We start from the raw sequence: 21401 nt of genomic DNA on the forward strand, positions 1-21401 counted from the left end.
GAGGAGGTCCGAACAACATGCCAGCCGAACTCGGCATCCTCACACCAGGCCTCGGCGCCGTGAGCACGACCCTGATCGCAGGTGTCGAGCTGGCCAAGCAAGGCGCCCCCGCCGTCGGATCGCTCTCTCAGCTCGGCCAGATCGACGGGAGACCGGTCAAGGACTTGGTACCCGTGCCGGCGCTCGCCGACGTCGCATTCGGCGCTTGGGACCCGTATCGAGACAACGGCTACGAAGCGGCGACGAAGGCTGAGGTCTTGAGCCCGGCCCACCTCGAAGCGGCTCGCGCCGCTCTCGAGTCGGTCGTGCCGATGACGGCGGTGTTCGACAGGGAGTGGGTGCGCAACCTCGAAGGCACCAACAACGCCAAGAGCGAGGCCACGAAGATGGAGCTCGCCGATGCGATCGCTGACGACATCGCCGCCTTCCAGGCGAAGCGCAAGGTGATGGTCTGGTGCGGAAGCACCGAGGTCTACCGCCCGGCCGGAGAGGTCCACGCCTCGCTCGCCGACTTCGAGCGGGGTCTCAAGGAGTCGCATCCCGACATCGCCCCCAGCCAGATCTATGCGTATGCCGCCCTGCGCAGCGGGGTGCCCTACGTGAACGGCGCACCGAATGTCACGGTCGACACCCCGGCGCTCCTCGAGCTCGCCCACCAGACCGGGACGCCTGTCGCCGGCAAGGACTACAAGACCGGCCAGACGCTCATGAAGACGATCATCGCCCCCGGCATCCGCGATCGGGTGCTCGGGCTGCGCGGCTGGTTCTCGAGCAACATCCTCGGCAACCGCGATGGCCTGGTGCTCGACGATCCGGAGAGCTTCCGCTCGAAGGAGGTGTCGAAGCTCGGCGTGCTCGATCAACTCCTCAAGCCAGACAGCCAGCCCGAGCTCTACGGCGACATCACGCACCAAGTGCGCATCAACTACTACCCGCCGGCGGGAGACGCCAAGGAGGGTTGGGACAACATCGACCTGTTCGGCTGGCTCGGTTACCCGATGCAGATCAAGGTCGACTTCTTGTGCCGCGACTCGATCCTGGCTGCGCCGCTCGCCCTCGATCTGGCGCTGTTCATGGATCTGGCTGCCAGAGCAGGCAAGAGCGGGGCACAGGAGTGGCTGAGCTTCTACTTCAAGAGCCCGCAAACCGAAGGCTCCGAGCCGATTCACGATCTCTTCGAGCAACGCCGCATGCTGGACGCCGCCTTGCTGGAGATCGCCGCAACTCTTTGACTCCGGAGGCGCGCAGCGGACGGGCTTCGCCCTCTGCTCGACCGTCTCCAGGAAGAGTGCAGCCGGACTGCGGACGCCCGGTGCGACCGTACTCCTCGGTGGCGTAACCTCGAGCCGGTGGATGCAGAACCGACCGGACTGGTGACAACCATCATGCACGACACGACGGACCTCGATGAGGCCGTCGGGTTCTGGACGCGCATCCTCGGCATGGATGTCGTGCACCGCGATGCGACGTACGCCTATCTGTCACGCTTCGACGAGGCCGGTCCTCGCCTGGCGTTCCAGCTGGTCCCCGAGTCGAAGGTCGGCAAGAACCGGCTCCACCTCGATGTCAAGGTCCCCGACCGCAAGGGCTTCGAGGGACTCGTCGTCGACCTCGGGGGGTCGGTCGTCCACGAGCAGGATGTTCCCGGCTATCCGACGTGGACGGTGATGCGCGACCCCCAGGGCAACGAGTTCTGCATCTACGAGGCCACGGAGATGCCATAGGCGGGTCGCCGCGCACCCGTCGTCATGTCAGTGCCGTGATCGCAACCCGCGAGCCGAGCCCTTCGTCTCCGACGACGATCCGGTAGCGCTCGCCGGCGTACGTGCCGGTGAACTCCCACCCTTCCTCGACGCGCTGCGGGACGTCGAACAGCGCGGTGTACGCGTCGACGAGGTCGTCGAGCTCTCCCAGCGAGCGCACCACCAGGCCGTTCGGCGTCGCCTGGTCGAACGTCGCCAGGTCGGGGAGGAGGACGCCCGGAAAGCGCGCCGCCTCTGGAACGTCGCCGATGTCCCGGCTGTCCGGATCGCAGTAGGCCGCCAGGAGCTCGTCGATCGGCACCACGGCGGGCCCGGTGAGGGCGACCCACCTGGGATCGTCGAGGTCGACGTCGTCGACGACGTAGTCGGCTTCAGTGATGAGGTCGAGGCCGGCGATCCTCGCCTGCGCCCACAGATCCATGGCGTCGACGAGCGGATCGGGCGCCAGCGAGCGGGCCTCCTCGACGAGGTCTCGGCTCGCCGCGACGACCGCCGAGACCCTGTCCTGGTTTCCTCCCGTGTCGAGGAGCAGCAACTTCTCGACCGTGGGGCACAGCCTGCGGCGCGACGCGTCGGCGACGCCTGCGACCGGAGCGACCGTGGTGCTCGCCGACGTGACGGTTCCGTCGACAGGGCCATAGGTGGGCAGCGTCTCACGCGGCTGGCCGGCGCACCCCGTGGCGGCCACGAGGAGCAGAAAGGCGGGGAACGCGGCTCGTCGCATCCACACGGTTGCACCAAGATAGCGAGCACTCCAGCCGAGGCTCTCTACGCTCGGCGCGATGCGCCTGGTCACCCCCAGCGTGATCGTCCTCGTCGGCCCGTCGGGTGCAGGCAAGTCGACATGGGCGCGTGCTCACTTCGAGCCGAACGAAGTCGTCTCGTCGGACGACCTGCGCGCCACGGTCGGGATCGACCGCGACGACCAGAGGGCCGGAACGGACGCCTTCTTCCTCCTCGACGAGATCGTCCGCCGACGGGTCGCCCGCAAGCTCACCACCGTGATCGACTCGACGGGCCTCGACGCCGACCGCCGCGCCGAGGTGATCGGGCTGGGGCGAGCCGGCGGGCTGCCCGTGTTCGCCGTCGGGTTCGACACCCCGCCGGACACCTGTCGTGCCCGCAACGCCGAACGACCCCGGCCGATACCGAAAGCCGTGCTGTCGCGCCAGCTGAGCGCTTGGAAGCGCACCCGCCCATTGCTCGACGACGAGGGGTTCGACGCAGTCGAGATCGTCACGGACACATCCGTCGCCACCGCCCACGTCGTGCCGCCTTCGATGGCCGAGGCGCCCCTGGCGGCAAGGGCCCAGCGGGAGGAGCCGGTCGCCATGCGATTCGGGCTCCAGCTGTCGTCATTCCCTTCGGACGCCCCGTTGCGCCGGCACGTCGCCTCCGTGGCCGAGGCAGCCGAATCAGCGGGATTCGACAGCATCTGGGTGATGGACCACTTCCGGCAGATCCCGCAGATCGGGCGGGAGTGGGAGCCGATGCCCGAGAGCTACACGACGTTGGCGTTCATGGCGGCGGTCACGAAGCGCGTCAAGCTCGGAACGCTCGTGACGGGCGTCGGATACCGCAACATCGCCCATCTCGGCAAGATCGTGGCGACGCTCGACGTGCTCAGCGCAGGCCGCGCCATCTGCGGCCTCGGCATCGGCTGGTTCGAGCGGGAAGCCAAGGCCTACGGGCTCGACTTCCCCCGAACGCCGAGGAGGTACGACCTGCTGGAGGACGCTCTGCGCCTCTTGCCCTTGCTGTGGGGCCCGGGCTCGCCGTTCTTCGAGGGCAAGGTGGTCAGCGTGCCGGAAGCCATGTGCTATCCACGTCCGATCCAGGACCGGATACCCATCCTGGTGGGCGGGGCCGGCGAGAGGCGCACCTTGCCGCTCGTGGCGCGCCACGCCCAGCTGTGCAACTTCTTCGGCGACGCCGACTCGGTCAGGCGCAAGAGCGAGGTCCTCGCCGGGCTCTGCGAGGAGATCGACCGCGATCCGGCCGAGATCACGGTTTCGCACCTCGGACCGGTTCTCGTCGGCGCCGATCAGCGGCAAGTCGCCGACGAGACGAAGCGCCTGCGGCCACGGGCGCAGAGCCCCGCGGAGTTTGCGGCCTCGGTCAACGCCGGATCGGTCGAAGACCACATCGGCCGGTTCCGCGGGCTCGCCGACGCCGGCGTGGGGCTCGCCATCGTCGCTCCTGCCGGAGGAGCGACCGTCGAGTCGGTGGAGGCGATGGCGCCGGTCATCGCTGCGTTCGGCTGAGTGGCGCGTCGGCACAACACGAAGGGCCGGCAGAACCGGCCCCCGTGTCCCACCGTTCCTGGCGGGATCTACAGCGTCTCACCATACTTCAGGCGGTGCTGCTCTGCCGCTCCCCCGATCCAGTCGTCGCGCTCGATGCGGTCGGGGAACGACTCCAGAGCGGCGGCAACCACCGCGATCTCGGCGGCATCGAGGCCGGCGATCTGCCGATAGCTGGTGATCCCCATGCCCTTGAGGCGGACCTCGATCTTGGGACCGATGCCTCGGATGAGCTTGAGGTCGTCTTCGGCATCCGGCCCCAGGCCCCTCGTGCGCTCGGCGATCGCCGCCATGGCGGCGACGGCGTCCTCTCTGCTCGGCTCGTCGGGAAAGAGTGAGGCGAGGCCGCTCGGAGCCCGATCGGGATCGTCATCCTCCCCCTCGGACGGCCCTCCCGTCGCCTCGCCCAGCACGCCCGCCCGCTCGCCACGTGCTCCAGACGCAGGCTCCGGCGCCGGGCCGTCGGCGATCCTCGATGAGAGACCTCCCGGCTGGTCGCGGGACGCCGCCTGAGACGACTCGAGCTCGGCGACACGGCCGCGCAGCCGTGTCACGGTGGCCACGTTCTCGGCGTCGCCGGAGTCCGCCCGCTCCCTCGCCGCCTTGAGCTCTGAGAGGAGTGCGGTCACTTCCGCGTCGCGGTCGGCAAGGGCGGTCTGGAAGCGCGCCGTGTTGGCCCTCTCTCCGGCGAGCCTCGTCTCGAACTCGCGCCGCAGCGTGTCGCGAAGGAACCAACGGCGCATCATCCAGCCGATCAGAAAGCCGATGAGGAGGGAAGCGAGGCACCACCAGATGATCTCGCCGATCGCATACGCCGTGCCTCGGAACACCTAACCGTCTCCTTCGTTCACCACGAACTCGATTCGCCGATTCTGGGCTCGTCCCTCTTCGGTCCCATTGTCGGCGATCGGATCCGTCTCTCCGAGCCCGATGGCGCTGAGCCTGCTCGCCTCCACCCCGCCCGCCACGAAGTAGTCGACGACGACCTGGGCGCGCGCCTCGCTCAGCGCCAGGTTGGCGGCATCGTCACCGACGTCATCCGTGTGGCCTGCGACGAGCAGCGTCGTCGAGGGGTTGGCGAGGAGGATGGCGATGGCCTGATCGAGAAGCGTGGTCGCCTCGGGCGCCAGGTCGGCGCTGCCAACCTGGAACGTCGTCGAGCCGCGCAGGAGCTCGGTGAGCTCCGCAGCCACCGACTCCGAGTCGATCTCCAGCTTGGTGACGACGTTGAGCGACGTCGTCTCGCCGATGGCGCCGAAGGCTGTCGACGCCGACCCGAGCGTCCCATCGTCGGGCCCGCGACCCTCCAGGGTCAGCACGTTGTTGGCGACATCGACGCTCCACGGATCGAGCCCGACCGTCGCCGGGAAGATCCCGGGCAGCGCCTCCAGCCAATCCGGTGATGCGACGTTGCCGACCGACACCGTGCTGACGACGCTGTCCTCCCCGTAGATCTCGACGGCTCGCCCGACGATGCGATCGACAGCCTCCTGGTCCGGCAGGGCGCCCGAGAGCGTGACGACTCCGTCGTCCGACTTGACCGCCCTGAAGACGACGGAGTCGAGCGGGACGACGTCGAGCCGGTTGTCGACGGGAAGTCCGGTGAGGTCGACGACCTGGCGACCGACGGCCTCTTTGGCTTCTTCCGACGGGACCGTGCCCGCAACCGACGCCCCCGTTTCCCTGAGGGCGATGATCCCTTCGGCGAGCTCGACCTCGGTGAGCAGGGTCGGGACCGCGACCAGCCAGTCGGGTGACGTCGACTGGGCGACGACGAGGGCATTCACGACGTTGGTCACGCCGAACCGCTCGACAGCGGCGGCGACGATCTGGTCGGCTGCCGCCTGGCTCGGCACGACGCCCGCGATCTCGATCGTCCCGTCGCGCAGCGCCATCGTCACCTCGGGTGGCCTACCGTCGGCCGGTCCGGGGGCGGACGGTGTCGCGGTGGTGCGCTGGATACGGTCGTCGACCACCCTGACACCCCTGATCGCCCGAACCAGAACGGCCACCCGGTCCGCCGAGACGGCATCCGTGCTGCCGATGAGAACGGCATCCCTGCCCTCGAGGCGCACTGTGATCCCGGAGTCCGCGGCGGCGGCTGCCGCCCGGAGCTCGAGGTCGCGCTCTTCCGTGGGGACACCCCACACCACGGCCAGCAACGTGAGCGCCACGAAGAGCGCCAGCAGCCACCAGACGGCGACAGGGATCCGCTCCTTCTTCATGGGGCTCCGCGGGGGTGGCGAGTGAGGGCCAGATGATGTCACGTCGACGGCTGCTCCGCACGTTCGGCCCGGTCGGAGCGTCTGCCGGCCGATTCATGTCAGGAATATGATAACGGTCGACTCAAGTTATACTGTCGCACTACACTAAGCGTTCACGACCTCTCACACCACAAGGAGCACTCATGGGAAGAGCCGTAGGGATCGACCTCGGCACCACGAATTCGGTGGTCGCCATCCTCGAGGGTAACGAACCCCGTGTCATCGCAAACGCAGAAGGCCACCGGACGACGCCATCCGTCGTCGCCTTCGCCAAGAACGGCGAGGTCCTCGTGGGCGACCAGGCGAAGCGCCAGGCCATCACGAACCCCGACAGGACCATCCGCTCCGTCAAGCGCCACATGGGCACCGATTGGTCCGTGGAGGTCGACGGCAAGAAGTACACCGCCCAGGAGATCTCGGCGCGCATCTTGATGAAGCTGAAGCGTGACGCCGAGGCGTTCCTCGGCGAGGAGGTCACCGAGGCGGTCATCACCGTTCCGGCGTACTTCGGGGACGCCCAGCGGCAGGCGACCAAGGAAGCCGGCCAGATCGCCGGCCTCGAGGTTCTCCGCATCGTCAACGAGCCGACGGCTGCATCCCTGGCATACGGCCTCGACAAGAAGAGCGATCACCAGATCCTCGTGTACGACCTCGGCGGCGGCACATTCGACGTCTCGGTGCTCGAGATCGGCGAGGGGGTCTTCGAGGTCAAGGCGACCAGTGGCGACACCGGCCTGGGAGGCGACGACTGGGACGAGCGGGTCATCGAGTGGCTCGTCAAGGAGTTCAAGAACGCCCACGGAGTCGACCTGTCGAAGGACCCGATGGCCCTCACCCGGCTCAAGGAAGCGGCCGAGAAGGCCAAGATCGAGCTCTCCTCGGTCTCGGAGACCGAGATCAACCTGCCGTTCATCACCGCGACCAATGAGGGCCCGATCCACCTTTTGGAGACGCTCACCCGATCCGAGTTCCAGCGCATGACCGAGGACCTCGTCGCCAGGACGCGTCACCCCTTCGAGCAGGCGCTCAAGGATGCGGGCACCGGCGTCGGCGACATCGAAGACGTCATCCTCGTCGGCGGCTCGACGAGGATGCCTTCGATCCAGGACCTCGTTCGCGACCTGGCAGGCAAGCAGCCTCATCAAGGCGTCAACCCGGACGAGGTGGTGGCGCTCGGGGCCGCCATCCAGGCCGGGGTCCTCAAGGGCGACGTCTCGGGCATCCTGCTGCTCGACGTGACGCCGCTCACCCTCGGCGTCGAGACAGAGGGCGGCGTGTTCACGAAGATGATCGAGCGCAACACGACCATCCCGACGCGACGGAGCGAGAAGTTCACCACCGCGGCCGACAACCAGCCGGAGGTCGAGATCCACGTTCTCCAAGGCGAGAGGGCGATGGCCGCCGACAACAAGTCCCTCGGCCGCTTCAAGCTGCCAGGCATCCCGCCGGCGCCGCGCGGCATCCCGCAGATCGAGGTGACCTTCGACATCGACGCCAACGGGATCGTGTCCGTCTCCGCCAAGGACCTGGGCACCGGCAAGTCGCAGCAGGTGACCATCACGGGCGGCACCGCCCTTTCACAGGACGACATCGATCGCATGGTGCGTGACGCCGAGACCCACGCCAACGACGACGAGGAGCGCCGCACCCATGCGGAGGCTCGCAACCACGCCGATCACACGGCCCACCAGATCGAGAGGCAGCTCGCCGAGCACGGCGACAAGCTCGCCGAGGACGAGAAGTCGGCGATCGAGGACAAGATCACCGCGGTGCGCAAGCTCCTGACGGAGGATCCGTCGACCGCTGAGCTCCAGAAGGCGACCGAGGAGCTGCTCACCTCGAGCCAGGTTCTCGGCCAGCGGATCTACGAGGCTTCCCAGGCGGCGTCCACCGAGACCGAGAGCGGCGCACCGGGTGACGGGGAAGGCGATGTCGTCGAGGCCGAGATAGTCGAGGATGAGACGGATGAGTCCTGATCGGTTCGACCAACCTGAGATCGTCGACGACCACGAGGACGCCGGGACTTCGGCGGATGACTTCGCCGCAGTCGACGGCGAGGTCATCGAGGCGACGCACATCGACCCGGCCTCGCTCGGGCTCGATCTGTCGGCAGACCCCGAAGCGGCGCGCCAGGAGCTCTTGGGCGCCCTCATCGAGGCTCGTCTCGAGGCAGCCGAGTACCTCGAGACGCTGCAGCGGGTAGCCGCCGACTTCGACAACTACCGCAAACGCGTCGAGCGAGACCAAGCCGACGTCGTGCACAGGGCGACCCGTCACCTCGTCGAGCGGCTGCTTCCCAGCCTCGAGAGCCTCGACGCAGCCCTGTCGTACGAGACACAGACCCCGACGGAGGAGAAGATCCTCGATGGGGTGCGCGGCACGCACACCCAGCTCATGGACATGCTCGCCAAGGAGGGGCTCCAGCCGATCGAGGCGGTGGGCACGACGTTCGACCCTGCGCTGCACGAGGCGGTCTCGGGGACGGCGGGTGATGGCGACCTCACCGTCACCCAAGAGCTGCGTCGTGGGTACACGCTCGGAGGCCGGGTCATCCGGCCGTCACTCGTCGTCGTGGAGAGCTCGGGGCAATGAGGCAGGAGTGGGTCGAGACCGACTACTACGCCGTTCTCGGCGTCCCCAAGGACGCCTCCGACAAGGACGTCAAGAAGGCGTACAGGAAGCTCGCCCAGCAGTACCACCCCGACGCCAATCGCGACGATCCGTCCGCCGAGGCTCGATTCAAGGAGATCAGCGAGGCGTACGACGTCCTCGGTGACGTCGAGACCCGTAAGGAATACGACAGCGTCAGGCAGATGGGGTACTTCGTCGGCGGCCCCGGCGGCGGCCAGCAGTACGTGCGTGTCGAGGACCTCTTCGGCCAGGGAGGCTCGGGTGGTTCGCCGTTCGACTTGTTCGGTGGGCTCGGTGACTTCTTCTCGGGCAGGACGGCATCGCGGCCCCGCCCAGGTCGCGACGTCGCCGCCGAGCTCACGCTCGGATTCGACGACGCCGTCTCGGGTGCGACGAAGCAGGTTTCGATCGACGGCCAGACCTTCAAGGTGAAGATCCCGAAGGGCGTAAGAGACGGCGCCAGGATCCGGCTCAGAGGCAAGGGCGCCCCGGGCGCCCTCGGCGGGCCGAGCGGGGACCTGTACGTCACCATCCACGTCGTCCCCCATCCGATATTGGAGCGCACCGACGACGACCTGAGGGTGGAGGTGCCCATCACGTTCACCGAGGCGGCGCTCGGCGCCGACATCGACGTCCCGACGCTCGACGGCAAGGTGAGGTTGCGCATCCCGCCGGGCACCCCGAGCGGCAAGACGTTCCGCGTCCGCGGCCGAGGGATCGAGACCGCCAAGGGCACCAAGGGTGACCTTCTCGTCACGGTGTCCGTGGTCGTCCCCGAGGAGTTGACGGACGAGCAGCGGGCGCTGCTCGAGAAGCTCAGGGACAACGGCCCGAGCGAGAATCCCCGTGCCCACCTGGGAGTGTGAGAAGTGACGAGGCGTGAATCGGCCGTGTACATCATCTCGGTAGCCGCCGAATTGGCAGGCGTCCACCCACAGACCCTTCGGATCTACGAGCGCAAGGGACTGATCGAGCCGTACCGAACCCCGGGCGGGACGAGGCGCTACTCCGACGAGGATCTGGAGCGCCTCGGGCTCATCCAGGAGCTGACGTCGGCGGGGGTCAACCTCGAGGGTGTTCGCAAGGTCCTCGAGCTCCAGGAGGAGAACAGGCGGCTCCGTTCCCAAGTCGACAGGCTGCGTCGCCTGCTCGGCGAAGCCGAGACCAGGTACGCCGGATCGCCGCCGGGTGAGGGCACTCGGGTGGGCCCGGGCGGCGAGGTGGGGCGCAATCTGCCCGATCTGCGGCGACCCGACCCCCTCCGATGATTCGCCGGGCCGCGTAAGCTCGACGGCATGGAGGCGCTCCGCAACCGGTGGATCCGGTTGCCCTTCCTGTTCGGCCTCGGACTCATCGTCGCGGCTCTGGCGGGCCGCTGGGCGAGCCCGCGCTGGGTCGACTACTGCACCCGGGTGAAGGACACCGGCGTCCGGTGCGAGCCGATCGACATCTGGACGATGACCGGCTACATCACGATCGGCCTCGGCATCGTCGTCATGATCATCGGGCCCATCGTCGCCTCCCTCATCCACCTGTTCGCCCACGGATACAACTGGGAGACATCGCGGGTCGAGACGCTCGTGTCGAACCTGCCGATCGCCGCCGGAATCGCATACTTCGTGCTCGGCTTCGTGATCGCCGCAGCGGCATGACGCGGGACGGCCGACCCAGCATCGACCACGGCGCTCCGCCGTAAGATCGCGCCCGTGATCCCGCTGCGACTCGTCGAGACCGAGCGCGAAGGCTTCGAAGAGCCCGTGGTCGAGCTGTGGCGCGACGACGAGTTCGTCGGCTTCGTCTTCTGGGACGAGGGTTCCATCGTGCAGATCTTCCACGACCGGGACGACGATGTGTTCGACCTCGACCTGCACGATCTGCTGCGGGTCCTGGATCTCGCCGACCGGATGGTGGCACCCGGGTTCGGGGACTTCGCCGTCCTGCAGGATGCCATCCGCAGCGGTGAAGCGGCCTACGAGGCCTCAGACGGCGAGGCCGAGGACGAGGACTGGGAAGACGAGGACCCTGCGGTGGTCGCTCTCGCCGAGGAGTTCGACGAGCAGGCGGCGCACCGCAATGACGACTCCGAGGGCTATTTCGACACCGCGACGGCCAGAAGGCTCATCGACGCCTGCGATCGTCTCGATCTCGCCATCGTCGAGATGGACGGATTCGACCTCGAAGGAGCCGCCCTCATCCCGAGGCCCAACCTCACCCTCGAGGTCGCCGACGGCGGGGGTGCCGAGTGGAGCGATTACCGCAGGCTGAGCAACGACGCCGCTCGGGGGACCCTGGTGGGCTGGCCGGGCCGGCCGTCGCTGGTGGTCGCCTTCGTGATCAAGCGCCACGACGGAGAGCGCATCGTCATGTGACGCCAGCCGCCGGGGCGCGCATGGTCGGCCGCATCGCTCGGCGCACCCAGCGGGGCGCCGGCTCGTCGCGATGTACCAGGGGCCGCGGCGCCCGTGCCAGCTCAGGCGAGCGGCCGCAGCCGAGGAGCCGTGACAAGGCTGAGCTCTGCGCTCCATCCATCCGGCCCTGCGAGGACGGATGCACCCGACACGCCGCTGACGATGACGCGCTGGGCAGGAACCTCGCCGATCGGAAGCCCGGCTGCCGAGCCCTGCACGCCGCCCTCCTCGAGTCGATCGACGACGAAGTAGGACCACACGAGCAGCTCGGAGGTGCTCCAGGCGACGAGCTCGGACACCCAGTTGGCGAGCAGGTCGTCGAGGGTGTCCCCGGGCGCCACGATCGGCCGCGAATACGTCGGAGGGACGTTGGACAGGTCGTAGCTGAGGTCGAAGACGGCGAACCCGGCGTTCTCCAGCAGCTCGGGCGCCGTTGTCCCGAACACCCTGACGCGGAGCTCACCTCTCGCCGGCTCGAGTCGCAGGTATCGCACGTGTGCCCAGGAAGGTACTCGCCGTGCGGCTTTCCCGGGCGGCGTACGAAGGTAGGGACAACCGTGATCTTGATATTGCCATTATCAAGTTTCTTGGCATAATGGACTCACGATCCGTGTTGGAGGACCCGTGGACATCAACGCATTCACGCAGAAGTCGCAGCAGGCCGTCCTGGCGGCGCGCACGTCGGCCGCCAGCAGGCAGCACCAGGTCGTCTCGCCACTGCACCTCCTCGAATCGCTTCTCTCGCTCCCCGACAGCATCGTCTACCCGCTTCTCGCCAAGCTCTCCGTGAACCCCGCCGAGCTCAAGGCGGCGACCGAGCGCGAGCTGGCACGTATCCCGTCCGTGTACGGCGATGCGGGAGAGGTCGGATTCTCGACCGAGGCGATCGCAGTGCTCGAGGCCGCCCAAGCGGAGATGGCCGCCATGAAGGACACATACGTGTCCATCGAGCACGTCCTGCTCGCCCTGGCTGCGTCTGCGGACGTCGCCGGCGAGCTGCTCCGATCGGCCGGCGTCACGAAGGACTCCACACTGACGGCTCTCGCCGAGGTGCGCGGTGCGCAGCGGGTGACGAGTCAGACGCCGGAGGACACCCTCGCCCCGCTCGACAAGTTCGGGCGCGACCTCGTGCAGCTCGCCCAGCAGGGCAAGCTCGATCCGGTGATCGGCCGCGACGACGAGATCCGCCGAGTCATCCAGGTGTTGAGCCGCAAGACCAAGAACAACCCGGTGCTCATCGGCGAGCCGGGTGTCGGCAAGACCGCCATCGCCGAGGGCCTCGCCCAGCGCATCGCCGATGGCGACGTGCCGGAGGGCCTCAAGAACAAGCGCCTCGTCGCCCTCGACCTCGGAGCGATGGTGGCCGGAGCCAAGTACCGGGGCGAGTTCGAGGAGCGCCTCAAGGCGACCCTCGACGAGATCAAGGCGGCCGAGGGCCGGATCATCACGTTCATCGACGAGATGCACACCATCGTCGGTGCCGGCGCCGCCGAAGGCTCGATGGACGCATCGAACATGCTCAAGCCGATGCTGGCCCGAGGCGAGCTGCGCATGATCGGAGCGACGACGCTCGACGAGTACCGCAAGTACGTCGAGAAGGACGCCGCCCTCGAGCGCCGATTCGCGCCAGTGTTCGTCGATGCCCCATCCGTCGAGGACACCATCGGCATCCTGCGCGGCCTCAAGGAGCGCTACGAGGTCCACCACGGTGTCCGCATCACCGACGGCGCCCTCATCGCCGCTGCCGTGCTCTCCGACCGCTACATCACGGGCAGGCACCTCCCCGACAAGGCGATCGACCTCATCGACGAGTCTGCGTCGCGCCTGCGCATCGAGATCGACTCGATGCCCGAGGAGATCGACGAGCTGGAGCGTCGCAAGCGCCAGCTCGAGATCGAGCAGAGCGCCCTCGTGAAGGAGAAGGACGAGGCGTCCAAGGGCAGGCGGGCCGTCATCGAGGAGGAGCTCGCCAACATCGGGGAAGAGCTCGACGCCTTGCACGCCCACTGGCGCCTCGAGAAGGAGCGGATCGACGAGATCCGCGGCGTGAAGCAGCAGATCGAGTCGGTCAGAGCCGACGCCGATCGGGCCGAGAAGGCGGGCGACCTGCAGCGGGCCGCCGAGCTGCGCTACGGCACGCTGCCGGAGCTCCAGAAGCGGCTGGCCGAGGAGCAGGACGAGCTCGCCAAGCTCCAGTCGACGCTCACGATGCTCAAGGAGGAGGTCGACGAAGAAGACGTCGCCGAGGTGGTCAGCCGCTGGACCGGCGTACCGGTCTCGCGCCTCATGGAAGGCGAGATGCAGAAGCTCGTTCGGCTGGAGGATCACCTCCACGAGCGGGTGGTCGGCCAGGACGAGCCGGTCTCGGCTGTCGCCAATGCCATCAGGCGAAGCCGGGCAGGGCTCTCGGATCCGAACCGGCCGATCGGATCGTTCGTGTTCCTCGGTCCGACCGGTGTCGGCAAGACCGAGCTGGCGCGAGCCCTCGCTCAGTTCCTCTTCGACGACGAGCGGGCGATGGTGCGCATCGACATGTCGGAGTACATGGAGAAGCACTCGGTGAGCAGGCTCATCGGCGCCCCTCCCGGGTACGTGGGCTACGACGAGGGAGGCCAGCTCACGGAAGCGGTGCGCCGCCGGCCGTACTCGGTGGTGCTCCTCGACGAGGTCGAGAAGGCGCACCCCGACGTGTTCAACGTCCTGCTGCAGCTCCTCGACGACGGTCGGCTGACGGACGGACAGGGTCGCACCGTCGACTTCACGAACGCCGTGCTCATCATGACGTCGAACCTCGGCTCGGAGTTCATCGAGGCGGACCTGCCGGAGGAAGTGGTCGAGTCGCGCGTCATGGAGATCGTGCGCAGCCACTTCCGGCCCGAGTTCCTCAACAGGGTCGACGACATCATCGTGTTCCACCGGTTGACGAGGGACGACCTGCGAACGATCGTCGCCATCCAGTTCGAACTCCTCCGCAGGCGCTTGGTGGAGCGGGGCCTCGACATCCGCATGTCGGAGGCGGCAGCCGATTGGCTCACCGAGCACGGCTACGACCCGATCTACGGGGCCCGACCCCTCAAGCGGCTCATCCAGCGCGAGATCGCAGACCCGCTCGCCCTGCAGATCCTCGACGGCCGGTTCGGAGAGGACGAAGCGATCGAGGTCGTCGCCGAGGGTGAGGCGCTCGGGTTCAGGGTCGCCTGAGCCCGGAGCCGGCCACCCGCGAGGGCTCGGCCCGCTTGGCGAATTGCGGGGGACAGCGGTACGGCGAGAAGGCTCAGTCGAAAGCGCCGTCGGCGTGATCGCCCGGGTCGTCGTCCGCCGCGCCGGCCGTGTCCGCCCTCCTGACCCACACGGTCCGCTGCGGGAAGGGGATCTCGATGCCCTCTCGATCGAAGGCGTCCTTGAGGCGCCGCCTGATCTCTCTGGCGACGGCGAACTGCTCCGCCGGCTCGACCTTCATGATCAGCCGGAACGAGATGGCGTCCGGGCCGAAGCTCTCCACGCCCATCACCTCCGGCTCCTCGAGCACCGTGGCGTGGGCCACGTCTTCGCCCCACAGACCGTCTGCCACTTCCTTGATGACCGCGGTCGCCTTGTCGAGGTCGGTGTCATAGGCGACGTCGATGTCGATCACGGCGCGGGCCCACGTCTGCGACTTGTTGCCGACCCGCCTGATCTCGCCGTTCGGGACGTGCCACAGGGTCCCGTTCAGATCGCGGATCCGCGTCGTGCGCAGGTTGACCGCCTCCACCACGCCGGTCGCCTCGCCCACGTCCACGATGTCGCCGACGCCGAACTGGTCCTCGATGAGCATGAAGATGCCGGACAGGAAGTCCTGGACGAGCTTCTGCGCCCCGAAGCCGATGGCGATCCCAGCGATGCCCGCGCTGGCGATCAACGGACCGAGGTTGAGGTCGAACTCGCTGAGCGACATCATGATCGCGGTGCCGTAGATGACGAGACCGGCGCCACTGCGGAGGACGGCTCCGAGGGTGTTCGCCCTCTGCTGGCCGCGTGCGACCTGGATGGCCGAGTGGTCGGTCAGGCCACGTCCCAGGTCGAGGAAGCGGGGCCGGCTCCTCGCCTCGGGCTGATCTTCCGAGACATCGGCATCCGACTGTTCGATGACGGCGTCGCGGCGATCCTGGAGGACGGCAGCGTGCTTCGCTTCCTGCCTCAGCACGATGCCGTCGACGATCCGGTTGACCGCTCTCACGACGACCCGGTGGACGACGAATGCCACCAGCAGGATGAGCACGACCTTGATCGGCCGTACCAGCAGGTTGGCGAAGGCGGCCAGATTCTCGCTACCCGTGTTGTCGTAGACGAGACGGCACAACAGGTTCGGCGTTGCACCGCACGCCGACAGAAGGTCGGCGAACACGAACGTGGGCTCCATCAGGCTTCGATCACCTCGCCTGCGACCTTAGAACAAGACACCGGTGGCCCTGCGGCAAGACCCCGGTTTCACGATCGCAGTGGATTGGCGTGAGCCTCACCCGGCAGCTCTCTGACGGCCGAGTTCCAGAGGCCACCGCGACACGCCGCATCGTTTGATGGATCCGCGTTCGAACCCTTCAGAAGCTGTCCTGACGCCGGAGAGCGCCATGTCGAAGATCATCGCCATCTGCTCAGACGGGACGAGCAACACGTTTGGGATGCCGAGCGATGAGCACGCCACGAACGTGACGCAATTGGTGCCCCATGAGCAAGCTCGATGCCGACGATCGCACCCGGATCCTCGACCAAGACATCAAGGAGGTCTGGTTCTGTGGATACCATTCCGATGTCGGTTCGGGCCGGATCCCGCTCCGGTGGGTCCTGGCCGAGGCTGTTGCCGTAACGCCCACCTTGCGGCTCTCCGAGGCCGGGGCAGCACTCCTCGATGACGACGATCCACACCCGAACGTTGGCGGCGATTCGACAGGGGCTTGGTGGCGGCTCGCTGAGTGGATACCTCGCTTGGAGATCCTCAACGACCGGAAGTATGCCCGGCGAGTGCTCAGATGGCCGAGCCGCGGTGATCGTGATCCCGCAGGCAAGACCCGAAAGGGACGTGTTCACATCCATGAGTGTTCCCGCCGGTGTGCGCCTTTCCCTCAGCTCGAAGTGTGGTCGACGCCATCGACCAGGCATTGATCATCGCCGTCCATGGGTGGCGGCAGTCCGCCGATCATGATGATCCCTTCAGCTGGCAGGGAGGACCGTCTCGACAGGTCGAAGCCGGCCGAAGAGATGTCATCGGATCGGTTGCCACTTCGCGCTCTCACGGCCGGCCGTCTCGAGAACTCGTGGCCCGGGGACGGGCGTTCGGATAGCCTCGGATCGAAGCACGCTCTGGGAGGCACGGTAATGACGACGGCGTTGGCGATTGGCACTCTGAAGGGGGCGTGGATCGCCCGCTCCGACGACGGCGGCGAATGGGATCTCGAGGGGCCGTTCCTCAAGGGATGGCAGGTCAACACGTTCGGGACGGCTCCCGGCGGGGCCCGCCTCCTCACGACGGGAAGCCAGTGGTATGGGGCCGCGGTGCATCGCAGCAAGGACCTCGCCGACTGGGAGCAGATCGTGGACGGCCCGGCGTACCCGGAAGAGTCGGGTCACAAGCTCGAGCAGATCTGGACGCTCACCACTACCGGCGGCGACCTGTACGCCGGGGTCGCAGAGGCCGGCCTCTTCAAGAGCTCCGACGACGGGTCGACGTGGAGCCCGGTGGCGGCCCTGAACGAGCACGAGACCCGCGCGGCATGGATGCCCGGCTTCGGCGGGTTGGCGGCACACCGGATCCTCGTCGACTCCGCCGACCCTGCCCGGATGTGGGTGGGAATCTCGGCGGTCGGGGTCTTCGCAACCGAGGACGCCGGAGCGAGCTGGGAGCTGCGCAACACGGGCGTGGTGGCTACCGGACCCGACGATGACTTCGACATCGGCTACTGCGTCCACGGCCTGGTCGCCGATCCCGATGACGCCGACACGATCTGGCGCCAGGACCACAAGGGTGTCTATCGCACCACGGACGGCGGCCGCTCATGGGAGCGCATCCAGAACGGGGTCCCGGGCGCCGGTTTCGGCTTCCCAATCGGCAGGGACGATGCCACCGGGAGCCTCTTCATCGTCCCCCTGGAGGCCGACGAGTTCCGCGCCCCCGTGGACGGCAGGTTCGCCGTGTATCGCTCCAAGGACGGCGGAGACTCGTGGGCGCCGTCGGGCGACTGGCCCGACGATCCGACATTCGACACGGTGCTGCGGGACTCGATGGCAACCGACGGCGACGGCGGCGTCTACGTGGGCACGTCCGGCGGCAGCGTCATCTCCACGGGAGACGCCGGGGACTCTTGGACCAAGCTCCCATGGACGTTCCCGCGCATCATCAGCGTCCACGCCTTCAACGAGTGATGCCACTCGTCGACGTCACCATCCCGAAGATGCTCGCCTCGCTCGTGAGGAGCGAGCGCCATCTCGCATTCGAGGCGTCGACCGTCGCCGGAGCCCTCGAAGCGCTCTGCTCCGCCCATCCCGAGCTGAGGGTCCACATCTTCGACGAAGCCGGCGCCGTCAGGCCACACGTCTCGTGCTTCCACAACGCCACCAGCGTCGCGGACACCGCGACGCCCCTGTCCGAAGGCGACGCAATCGTCGTTCTTCAGGCCGTGAGCGGCGGCTGACAAGAGACACGATCCGAGGAGCTTTGAGTACTCCTGCATTCCATGCTACTGTTCTAGGCAAGGTAGCTGACACAACAAGCTATCCTGCCAGGCAAGAGACAGGACAGGCCCGGGAGGGCCCCCGAGGACGGAGCACCGTGGAACACAGCTCCCAGCTACTCAAGGGCGTGCTCGACATGTGCCTGCTGGCGTTGATCTCGGAGGAGCCGAGCTATGGATACGAGATGGTGGACAAGCTCCAGCGGCGCGGCCTCGAGTTGGTCTCGGAGGGCAGCATCTACCCGCTCCTCAGTCGCCTCCAGAAGAAGGGCCTCATCGACGGCTACTTCGTCGAGTCCACCGGCGGGCCGCCCCGCAAGTACTACCGCATCGAAGAAGCGGGACGTGAGCAGTTGCGACACTGGATCGTCGAATGGGACAAGCTCAACACCGGAGTCCAGGAGGTGCTGAATGGAGGCGGTAGTGAGTGATTCGCGCTTCGATCGACTCGTCTCCGACTGTGAGTCCTACTGGAGACAGACCGGGGTTCCGCGCCATGCCGTTGCGGAGATGACCGCCGAGCTGCGTTCCCACCTCGCAGAGGCGACCGCAGCCGGCAAGTCCGTCGAGACGGTCATCGGCGGCTCGCTTCCCGCCTTCGCCGAGTCGTGGGCGGCGGAGCGCCGCTCACCCCGGATACCGTCTGCGGCAGTGGCGCGGAACACGAGGCCGAGGGACATCGGCTTGGCCGTGCTCGGGGTGGCGGTCGTGGTGGTGGCATTGATCTACGGAAGAAAGGAGGACACCGTGGACATCGAGGTCTGGCGTTGGATCTTCCTGGGCGCGGCGTTCCTGTTCACAGCAGGAGAGATGGTGACGGCGGGGTTCTTCCTGCTTCCGTTCGCCATCGGCGCGGGCGTGGCGACGGTGCTCGCCTTCGCCGGCGTCGACGTGCCCGTGCTCCTCGTCGTGTTCCTCGTCGTGTCGCTCGTGTCCCTGGTGGGACTGCAGCGATACGCCAGGACCGAGGACGATCAGGCTCACCCGGTCGGGGCCAAGAGATACGTCGGCAGGCAGGTCGTCGTCATCGAGCCGGTCAGCCGGATCGACGGAACCGGGAGGGTGAGGATGGACACCGAGGAGTGGCGAGCAACCACCGACCTGCCATTCACGATCGAAGTCGGCACGGAGTCGGTCGTCACGGAGGTCAGGGGCACCCGCCTCGTCATCGAGCCCGAGCTGGCCGCCGAGAGCTGAGTTCCAATGAGATCGAGCAACCAGAAAGGAGCATGAAATGGGCATCTGGCTAGCAGCCTTCCTGGCTGTCGTCGTCCTCATCTTCATCTACTTCGCCATGGCGGTGAAGATCGTGCAGCAGCACGAGCAGGGCCTCGTCGAGCGATTCGGACGGTATCGGAAGACGCTCGACCCGGGGTTGCACCTCATCGTGCCGCTCGTGGACGCCATCCGGAGGGTCGACATGCGAGAGCAGGTGGTCGACGTCCCGCCGCAGGAGGTCATCACGAAGGACAACGTGGTGGTCACCGTGGATGCCGTCGTCTACTACCAGGCGACCGACCCGGTCAAGCTCAAGTACAACGTCGCCAACTTCATCGTGGCGGCGACGAAGCTGGCCCAGACGAACCTCCGTAACGTCGTCGGCGACATGGACCTGGACGATGCCCTCACCTCGAGGGACACCATCAACGCCCAGCTCCGTGCGATCCTCGACGAGGCGACGGACGTCTGGGGAACCCGGGTCGTGCGCGTCGAGATCCAGCGGATCGATCCGCCGGCAGACGTCACGGACGCCATGCACCGCCAGATGAAGGCGGAACGGGACCGGCGCGCCCTGGTCACGGAGGCCGAGGGCGAGAAGCGCTCGCAGATCCTCAGGGCAGAGGGCATCAAGGAGTCGCGCATCCTCGAAGCCGAGGGCCAGGCGGAGGCGATCAAGCAGGTGGCCGAGGCCGAGAAGTTCCAGAAGCTCACCGTCGCCGAGGGCGAAGGCCAGGCCATCGAGCGAGTCTTCGCGGCGATCCACAACGGAGACCCGACGGCCGACCTCATCGCCATCCGCTACCTGACGGCGCTCACCGACGTGGCCAACGGGCAGGCGACGAAGATCTTCCTCCCGATGGAGTTGAGCGGGATCCTCGGATCCGTGGGCGCCATCGGCGAGATCTTCAACGGCGAGCGCGGGGACGCACAGCGCGGCTGAGCGCGGGAACGCGCGGTGCGGCTGAGCGCGCTCAGCCGCGCCCGCAGGGTTGACCACGGATGAGGGGGCGGCGACCGGCTGCCCCCTCGCCCGACGTTCGCCGGCGACAGGCCGGGTCGACTGCAGGCCGAGCAGGAGCCGAGGCTCAGTCGACCTCGTCGTCGAAGTCATCGTCGAGGTCGTCCCACGAGTCATCGGTGGCGGGAACCGGCACCGGGGCGGGCCGGAGGGCTTGGTAGGCGGCGTCCTGCTCGGGGCTCACGACTGGAGAGCGGGCGCGGTGCCATACGAAAAGTCCGACCCCGAGGAGCGCCGCCAGCAATGCACCCCATTGACTGCCGGTGAACGGTCCCATCACCGAGTCCGCCGTCGTCCCGGCCTCGGCGGCTTGCAGCCGAGTGAAGTCGATCAGGAAACGCTGCGTCCCGTACCAGATCACCCAGAGGGAGAACATGTGGCCGTAGTGGGGAGCCTTCCAGTTGCGCCGCAGCCACACGATGACGCCGAGCAGCACGGCCGCCCCGATCATGTCGTACAAGGCGGTGTGGTGGTAGGTGCCGCATATGCCGTCGATGGCGGCCTCGACGGTGCACTCGAGGGCGTCGTGCTGCGGTGAGATGTCGTAGCCGGCCTTGACCGTGTACCCGAGGAAGAAGGTCGTCGGGCTGCCGAGGTGCTCGACGATTGCGAGGTCGCCGATCCGGCCGATGACCGCTCCGACGGCGAGACCGGCTGCCGCGGTGTCGAGCAGCGGCCACACCGGCTGGCGCAGCATCCTCATGCGGAACACCCCGCCGAGGACCCCGCCGGCGTAGCCCCCGAGGATCGAATAGTCCCCTGCGATGGAGATGGCCGACCCGAGGTCGTAGCCGGGATCGCCCAGGTGGGCGGGGATCGTGAAGAAACGAGCCCCGAGGATCGAGGTGACGAGCGCCCACGTGAGCACCGACGACACCGCCTCGGCGTCGTAGCCCCTGCGCCGCACCTCACGGATCATGAGGAACGCACCCACGACGAAGCCGACTCCGGCGAACAGCCCGTGGAGGCTGAGGCTGATCGGACCAACGTCGAAGATGGGGATCGGCGGGTATGAGATCGACGCGAGCATCCTGGAGTCGAGGATACCGGCGCCCCGCGGCTGTCGTTTCGTCGCGGTTAGCCTTCCCG

General features: G+C 67.5%; 21 protein-coding genes. 15 read left to right on the forward strand and 6 right to left on the reverse strand.

Going from position 1 to position 21401, the window contains the following annotated elements; genetic code table 11:
* The first annotated feature begins 17 nt into the window (after positions 1–17).
* Both VGC47_02470 and VGC47_02475 read left to right on the forward strand, forming a co-directional pair.
* Positions 18–1232, forward strand: a complete 1215-nt coding sequence (locus VGC47_02470) for an inositol-3-phosphate synthase (protein ID HEX9854155.1) — start codon at positions 18–20, stop codon at positions 1230–1232.
* Positions 1233–1349: 117 nt separating this feature from the next.
* Entirely contained in the window at positions 1350–1724 is a 375-nt protein-coding gene (locus VGC47_02475) for a VOC family protein (protein HEX9854156.1), read from the forward strand.
* A 22-nt stretch (positions 1725–1746) separates the two neighbouring features.
* Here the strand turns inward: VGC47_02475 and VGC47_02480 are convergent, their stop codons facing one another.
* Positions 1747–2487 carry a hypothetical protein gene (locus VGC47_02480; GenBank protein HEX9854157.1) on the reverse strand — a complete coding sequence of 247 codons (741 nt, stop codon included), beginning with the start codon at positions 2485–2487 and terminating at the stop codon, positions 1747–1749.
* Positions 2488–2545: 58 nt separating this feature from the next.
* On the opposite strand from VGC47_02480, the gene VGC47_02485 reads away from it, so the two are divergent.
* Complete coding sequence (locus VGC47_02485; protein HEX9854158.1) at positions 2546–4027, forward strand: TIGR03560 family F420-dependent LLM class oxidoreductase; 1482 nt, start codon at positions 2546–2548, stop codon at positions 4025–4027.
* Positions 4028–4095: 68 nt separating this feature from the next.
* On the opposite strand, the gene VGC47_02490 is transcribed toward VGC47_02485, so the two are convergent.
* Positions 4096–4896, reverse strand: a complete 801-nt coding sequence (locus VGC47_02490; protein ID HEX9854159.1) for a hypothetical protein — start codon at positions 4894–4896, stop codon at positions 4096–4098.
* Complete coding sequence (locus VGC47_02495) at positions 4897–6291, reverse strand: OmpA family protein (GenBank protein HEX9854160.1); 1395 nt, start codon at positions 6289–6291, stop codon at positions 4897–4899.
* Positions 6292–6473: 182 nt separating this feature from the next.
* On the opposite strand from VGC47_02495, the gene dnaK reads away from it, so the two are divergent.
* Genes dnaK through VGC47_02525 form a run of 6 tightly spaced genes read left to right on the forward strand, consistent with a single transcriptional unit; the run spans position 6474 to position 11330 of the window.
* Entirely contained in the window at positions 6474–8306 is a 1833-nt protein-coding gene (gene dnaK, locus VGC47_02500; GenBank protein HEX9854161.1) for a molecular chaperone DnaK, read from the forward strand.
* Positions 8296–8922 (forward strand): nucleotide exchange factor GrpE, encoded by a 627-nt coding sequence (locus VGC47_02505; protein ID HEX9854162.1) that lies wholly within the window; start codon positions 8296–8298, stop codon positions 8920–8922. The genes dnaK and VGC47_02505 overlap by 11 nt, the downstream gene beginning before the upstream one ends.
* The gene (locus VGC47_02510) at positions 8919–9827 is read left to right on the forward strand and encodes a DnaJ C-terminal domain-containing protein (protein ID HEX9854163.1); all 909 of its coding nucleotides are present in this window, start codon (positions 8919–8921) and stop codon (positions 9825–9827) included. Before VGC47_02505 ends, VGC47_02510 begins: the two co-directional genes overlap by 4 nt.
* 3 nt (positions 9828–9830) lie before the next feature.
* Entirely contained in the window at positions 9831–10229 is a 399-nt protein-coding gene (locus VGC47_02515; GenBank protein ID HEX9854164.1) for a helix-turn-helix transcriptional regulator, read from the forward strand.
* A gap of 27 nt (positions 10230–10256) precedes the next feature.
* Entirely contained in the window at positions 10257–10613 is a 357-nt protein-coding gene (locus VGC47_02520) for a hypothetical protein (protein ID HEX9854165.1), read from the forward strand.
* Between the two features lie 54 nt (positions 10614–10667).
* Complete coding sequence (locus tag VGC47_02525; GenBank protein HEX9854166.1) at positions 10668–11330, forward strand: hypothetical protein; 663 nt, start codon at positions 10668–10670, stop codon at positions 11328–11330.
* A gap of 101 nt (positions 11331–11431) precedes the next feature.
* Here VGC47_02525 and VGC47_02530 read toward each other — a convergent pair whose 3' ends face one another.
* The gene (locus VGC47_02530; GenBank protein HEX9854167.1) at positions 11432–11863 is read right to left on the reverse strand and encodes an archease; all 432 of its coding nucleotides are present in this window, start codon (positions 11861–11863) and stop codon (positions 11432–11434) included.
* A gap of 130 nt (positions 11864–11993) precedes the next feature.
* On the opposite strand from VGC47_02530, the gene clpB reads away from it, so the two are divergent.
* Positions 11994–14570 (forward strand): ATP-dependent chaperone ClpB, encoded by a 2577-nt coding sequence (gene clpB, locus VGC47_02535; GenBank protein HEX9854168.1) that lies wholly within the window; start codon positions 11994–11996, stop codon positions 14568–14570.
* Positions 14571–14643: 73 nt separating this feature from the next.
* Here clpB and VGC47_02540 read toward each other — a convergent pair whose 3' ends face one another.
* Positions 14644–15768 carry a mechanosensitive ion channel family protein gene (locus tag VGC47_02540; GenBank protein HEX9854169.1) on the reverse strand — a complete coding sequence of 375 codons (1125 nt, stop codon included), beginning with the start codon at positions 15766–15768 and terminating at the stop codon, positions 14644–14646.
* A 965-nt stretch (positions 15769–16733) separates the two neighbouring features.
* On the opposite strand from VGC47_02540, the gene VGC47_02545 reads away from it, so the two are divergent.
* From VGC47_02545 to VGC47_02565, 5 genes are all read left to right on the forward strand, one after another.
* On the forward strand, positions 16734–17765 hold the full coding sequence (locus VGC47_02545) for an exo-alpha-sialidase (protein HEX9854170.1): 1032 nt from the start codon (positions 16734–16736) through the stop codon (positions 17763–17765).
* Positions 17765–18034, forward strand: coding sequence for a MoaD/ThiS family protein (locus VGC47_02550; GenBank protein HEX9854171.1), 270 nt, complete (start codon positions 17765–17767; stop codon positions 18032–18034). The genes VGC47_02545 and VGC47_02550 overlap by 1 nt, the downstream gene beginning before the upstream one ends.
* Positions 18035–18171: 137 nt before the next feature.
* The gene (locus VGC47_02555) at positions 18172–18504 is read left to right on the forward strand and encodes a PadR family transcriptional regulator (protein ID HEX9854172.1); all 333 of its coding nucleotides are present in this window, start codon (positions 18172–18174) and stop codon (positions 18502–18504) included.
* Positions 18497–19270, forward strand: a complete 774-nt coding sequence (locus VGC47_02560; GenBank protein ID HEX9854173.1) for an NfeD family protein — start codon at positions 18497–18499, stop codon at positions 19268–19270. Before VGC47_02555 ends, VGC47_02560 begins: the two co-directional genes overlap by 8 nt.
* Before the next feature lie 37 nt (positions 19271–19307).
* Entirely contained in the window at positions 19308–20234 is a 927-nt protein-coding gene (locus VGC47_02565) for an SPFH domain-containing protein (GenBank protein HEX9854174.1), read from the forward strand.
* Positions 20235–20379: 145 nt separating this feature from the next.
* Here the strand turns inward: VGC47_02565 and VGC47_02570 are convergent, their stop codons facing one another.
* Entirely contained in the window at positions 20380–21342 is a 963-nt protein-coding gene (locus VGC47_02570; GenBank protein HEX9854175.1) for a prolipoprotein diacylglyceryl transferase family protein, read from the reverse strand.
* Positions 21343–21401 lie beyond the last annotated feature (59 nt).

Source organism: Acidimicrobiia bacterium (genome assembly GCA_036396535.1).
In the GTDB taxonomy this organism is placed as follows: Bacteria; Actinomycetota; Acidimicrobiia; order Spongiisociales; family UBA5794; genus DASWKR01.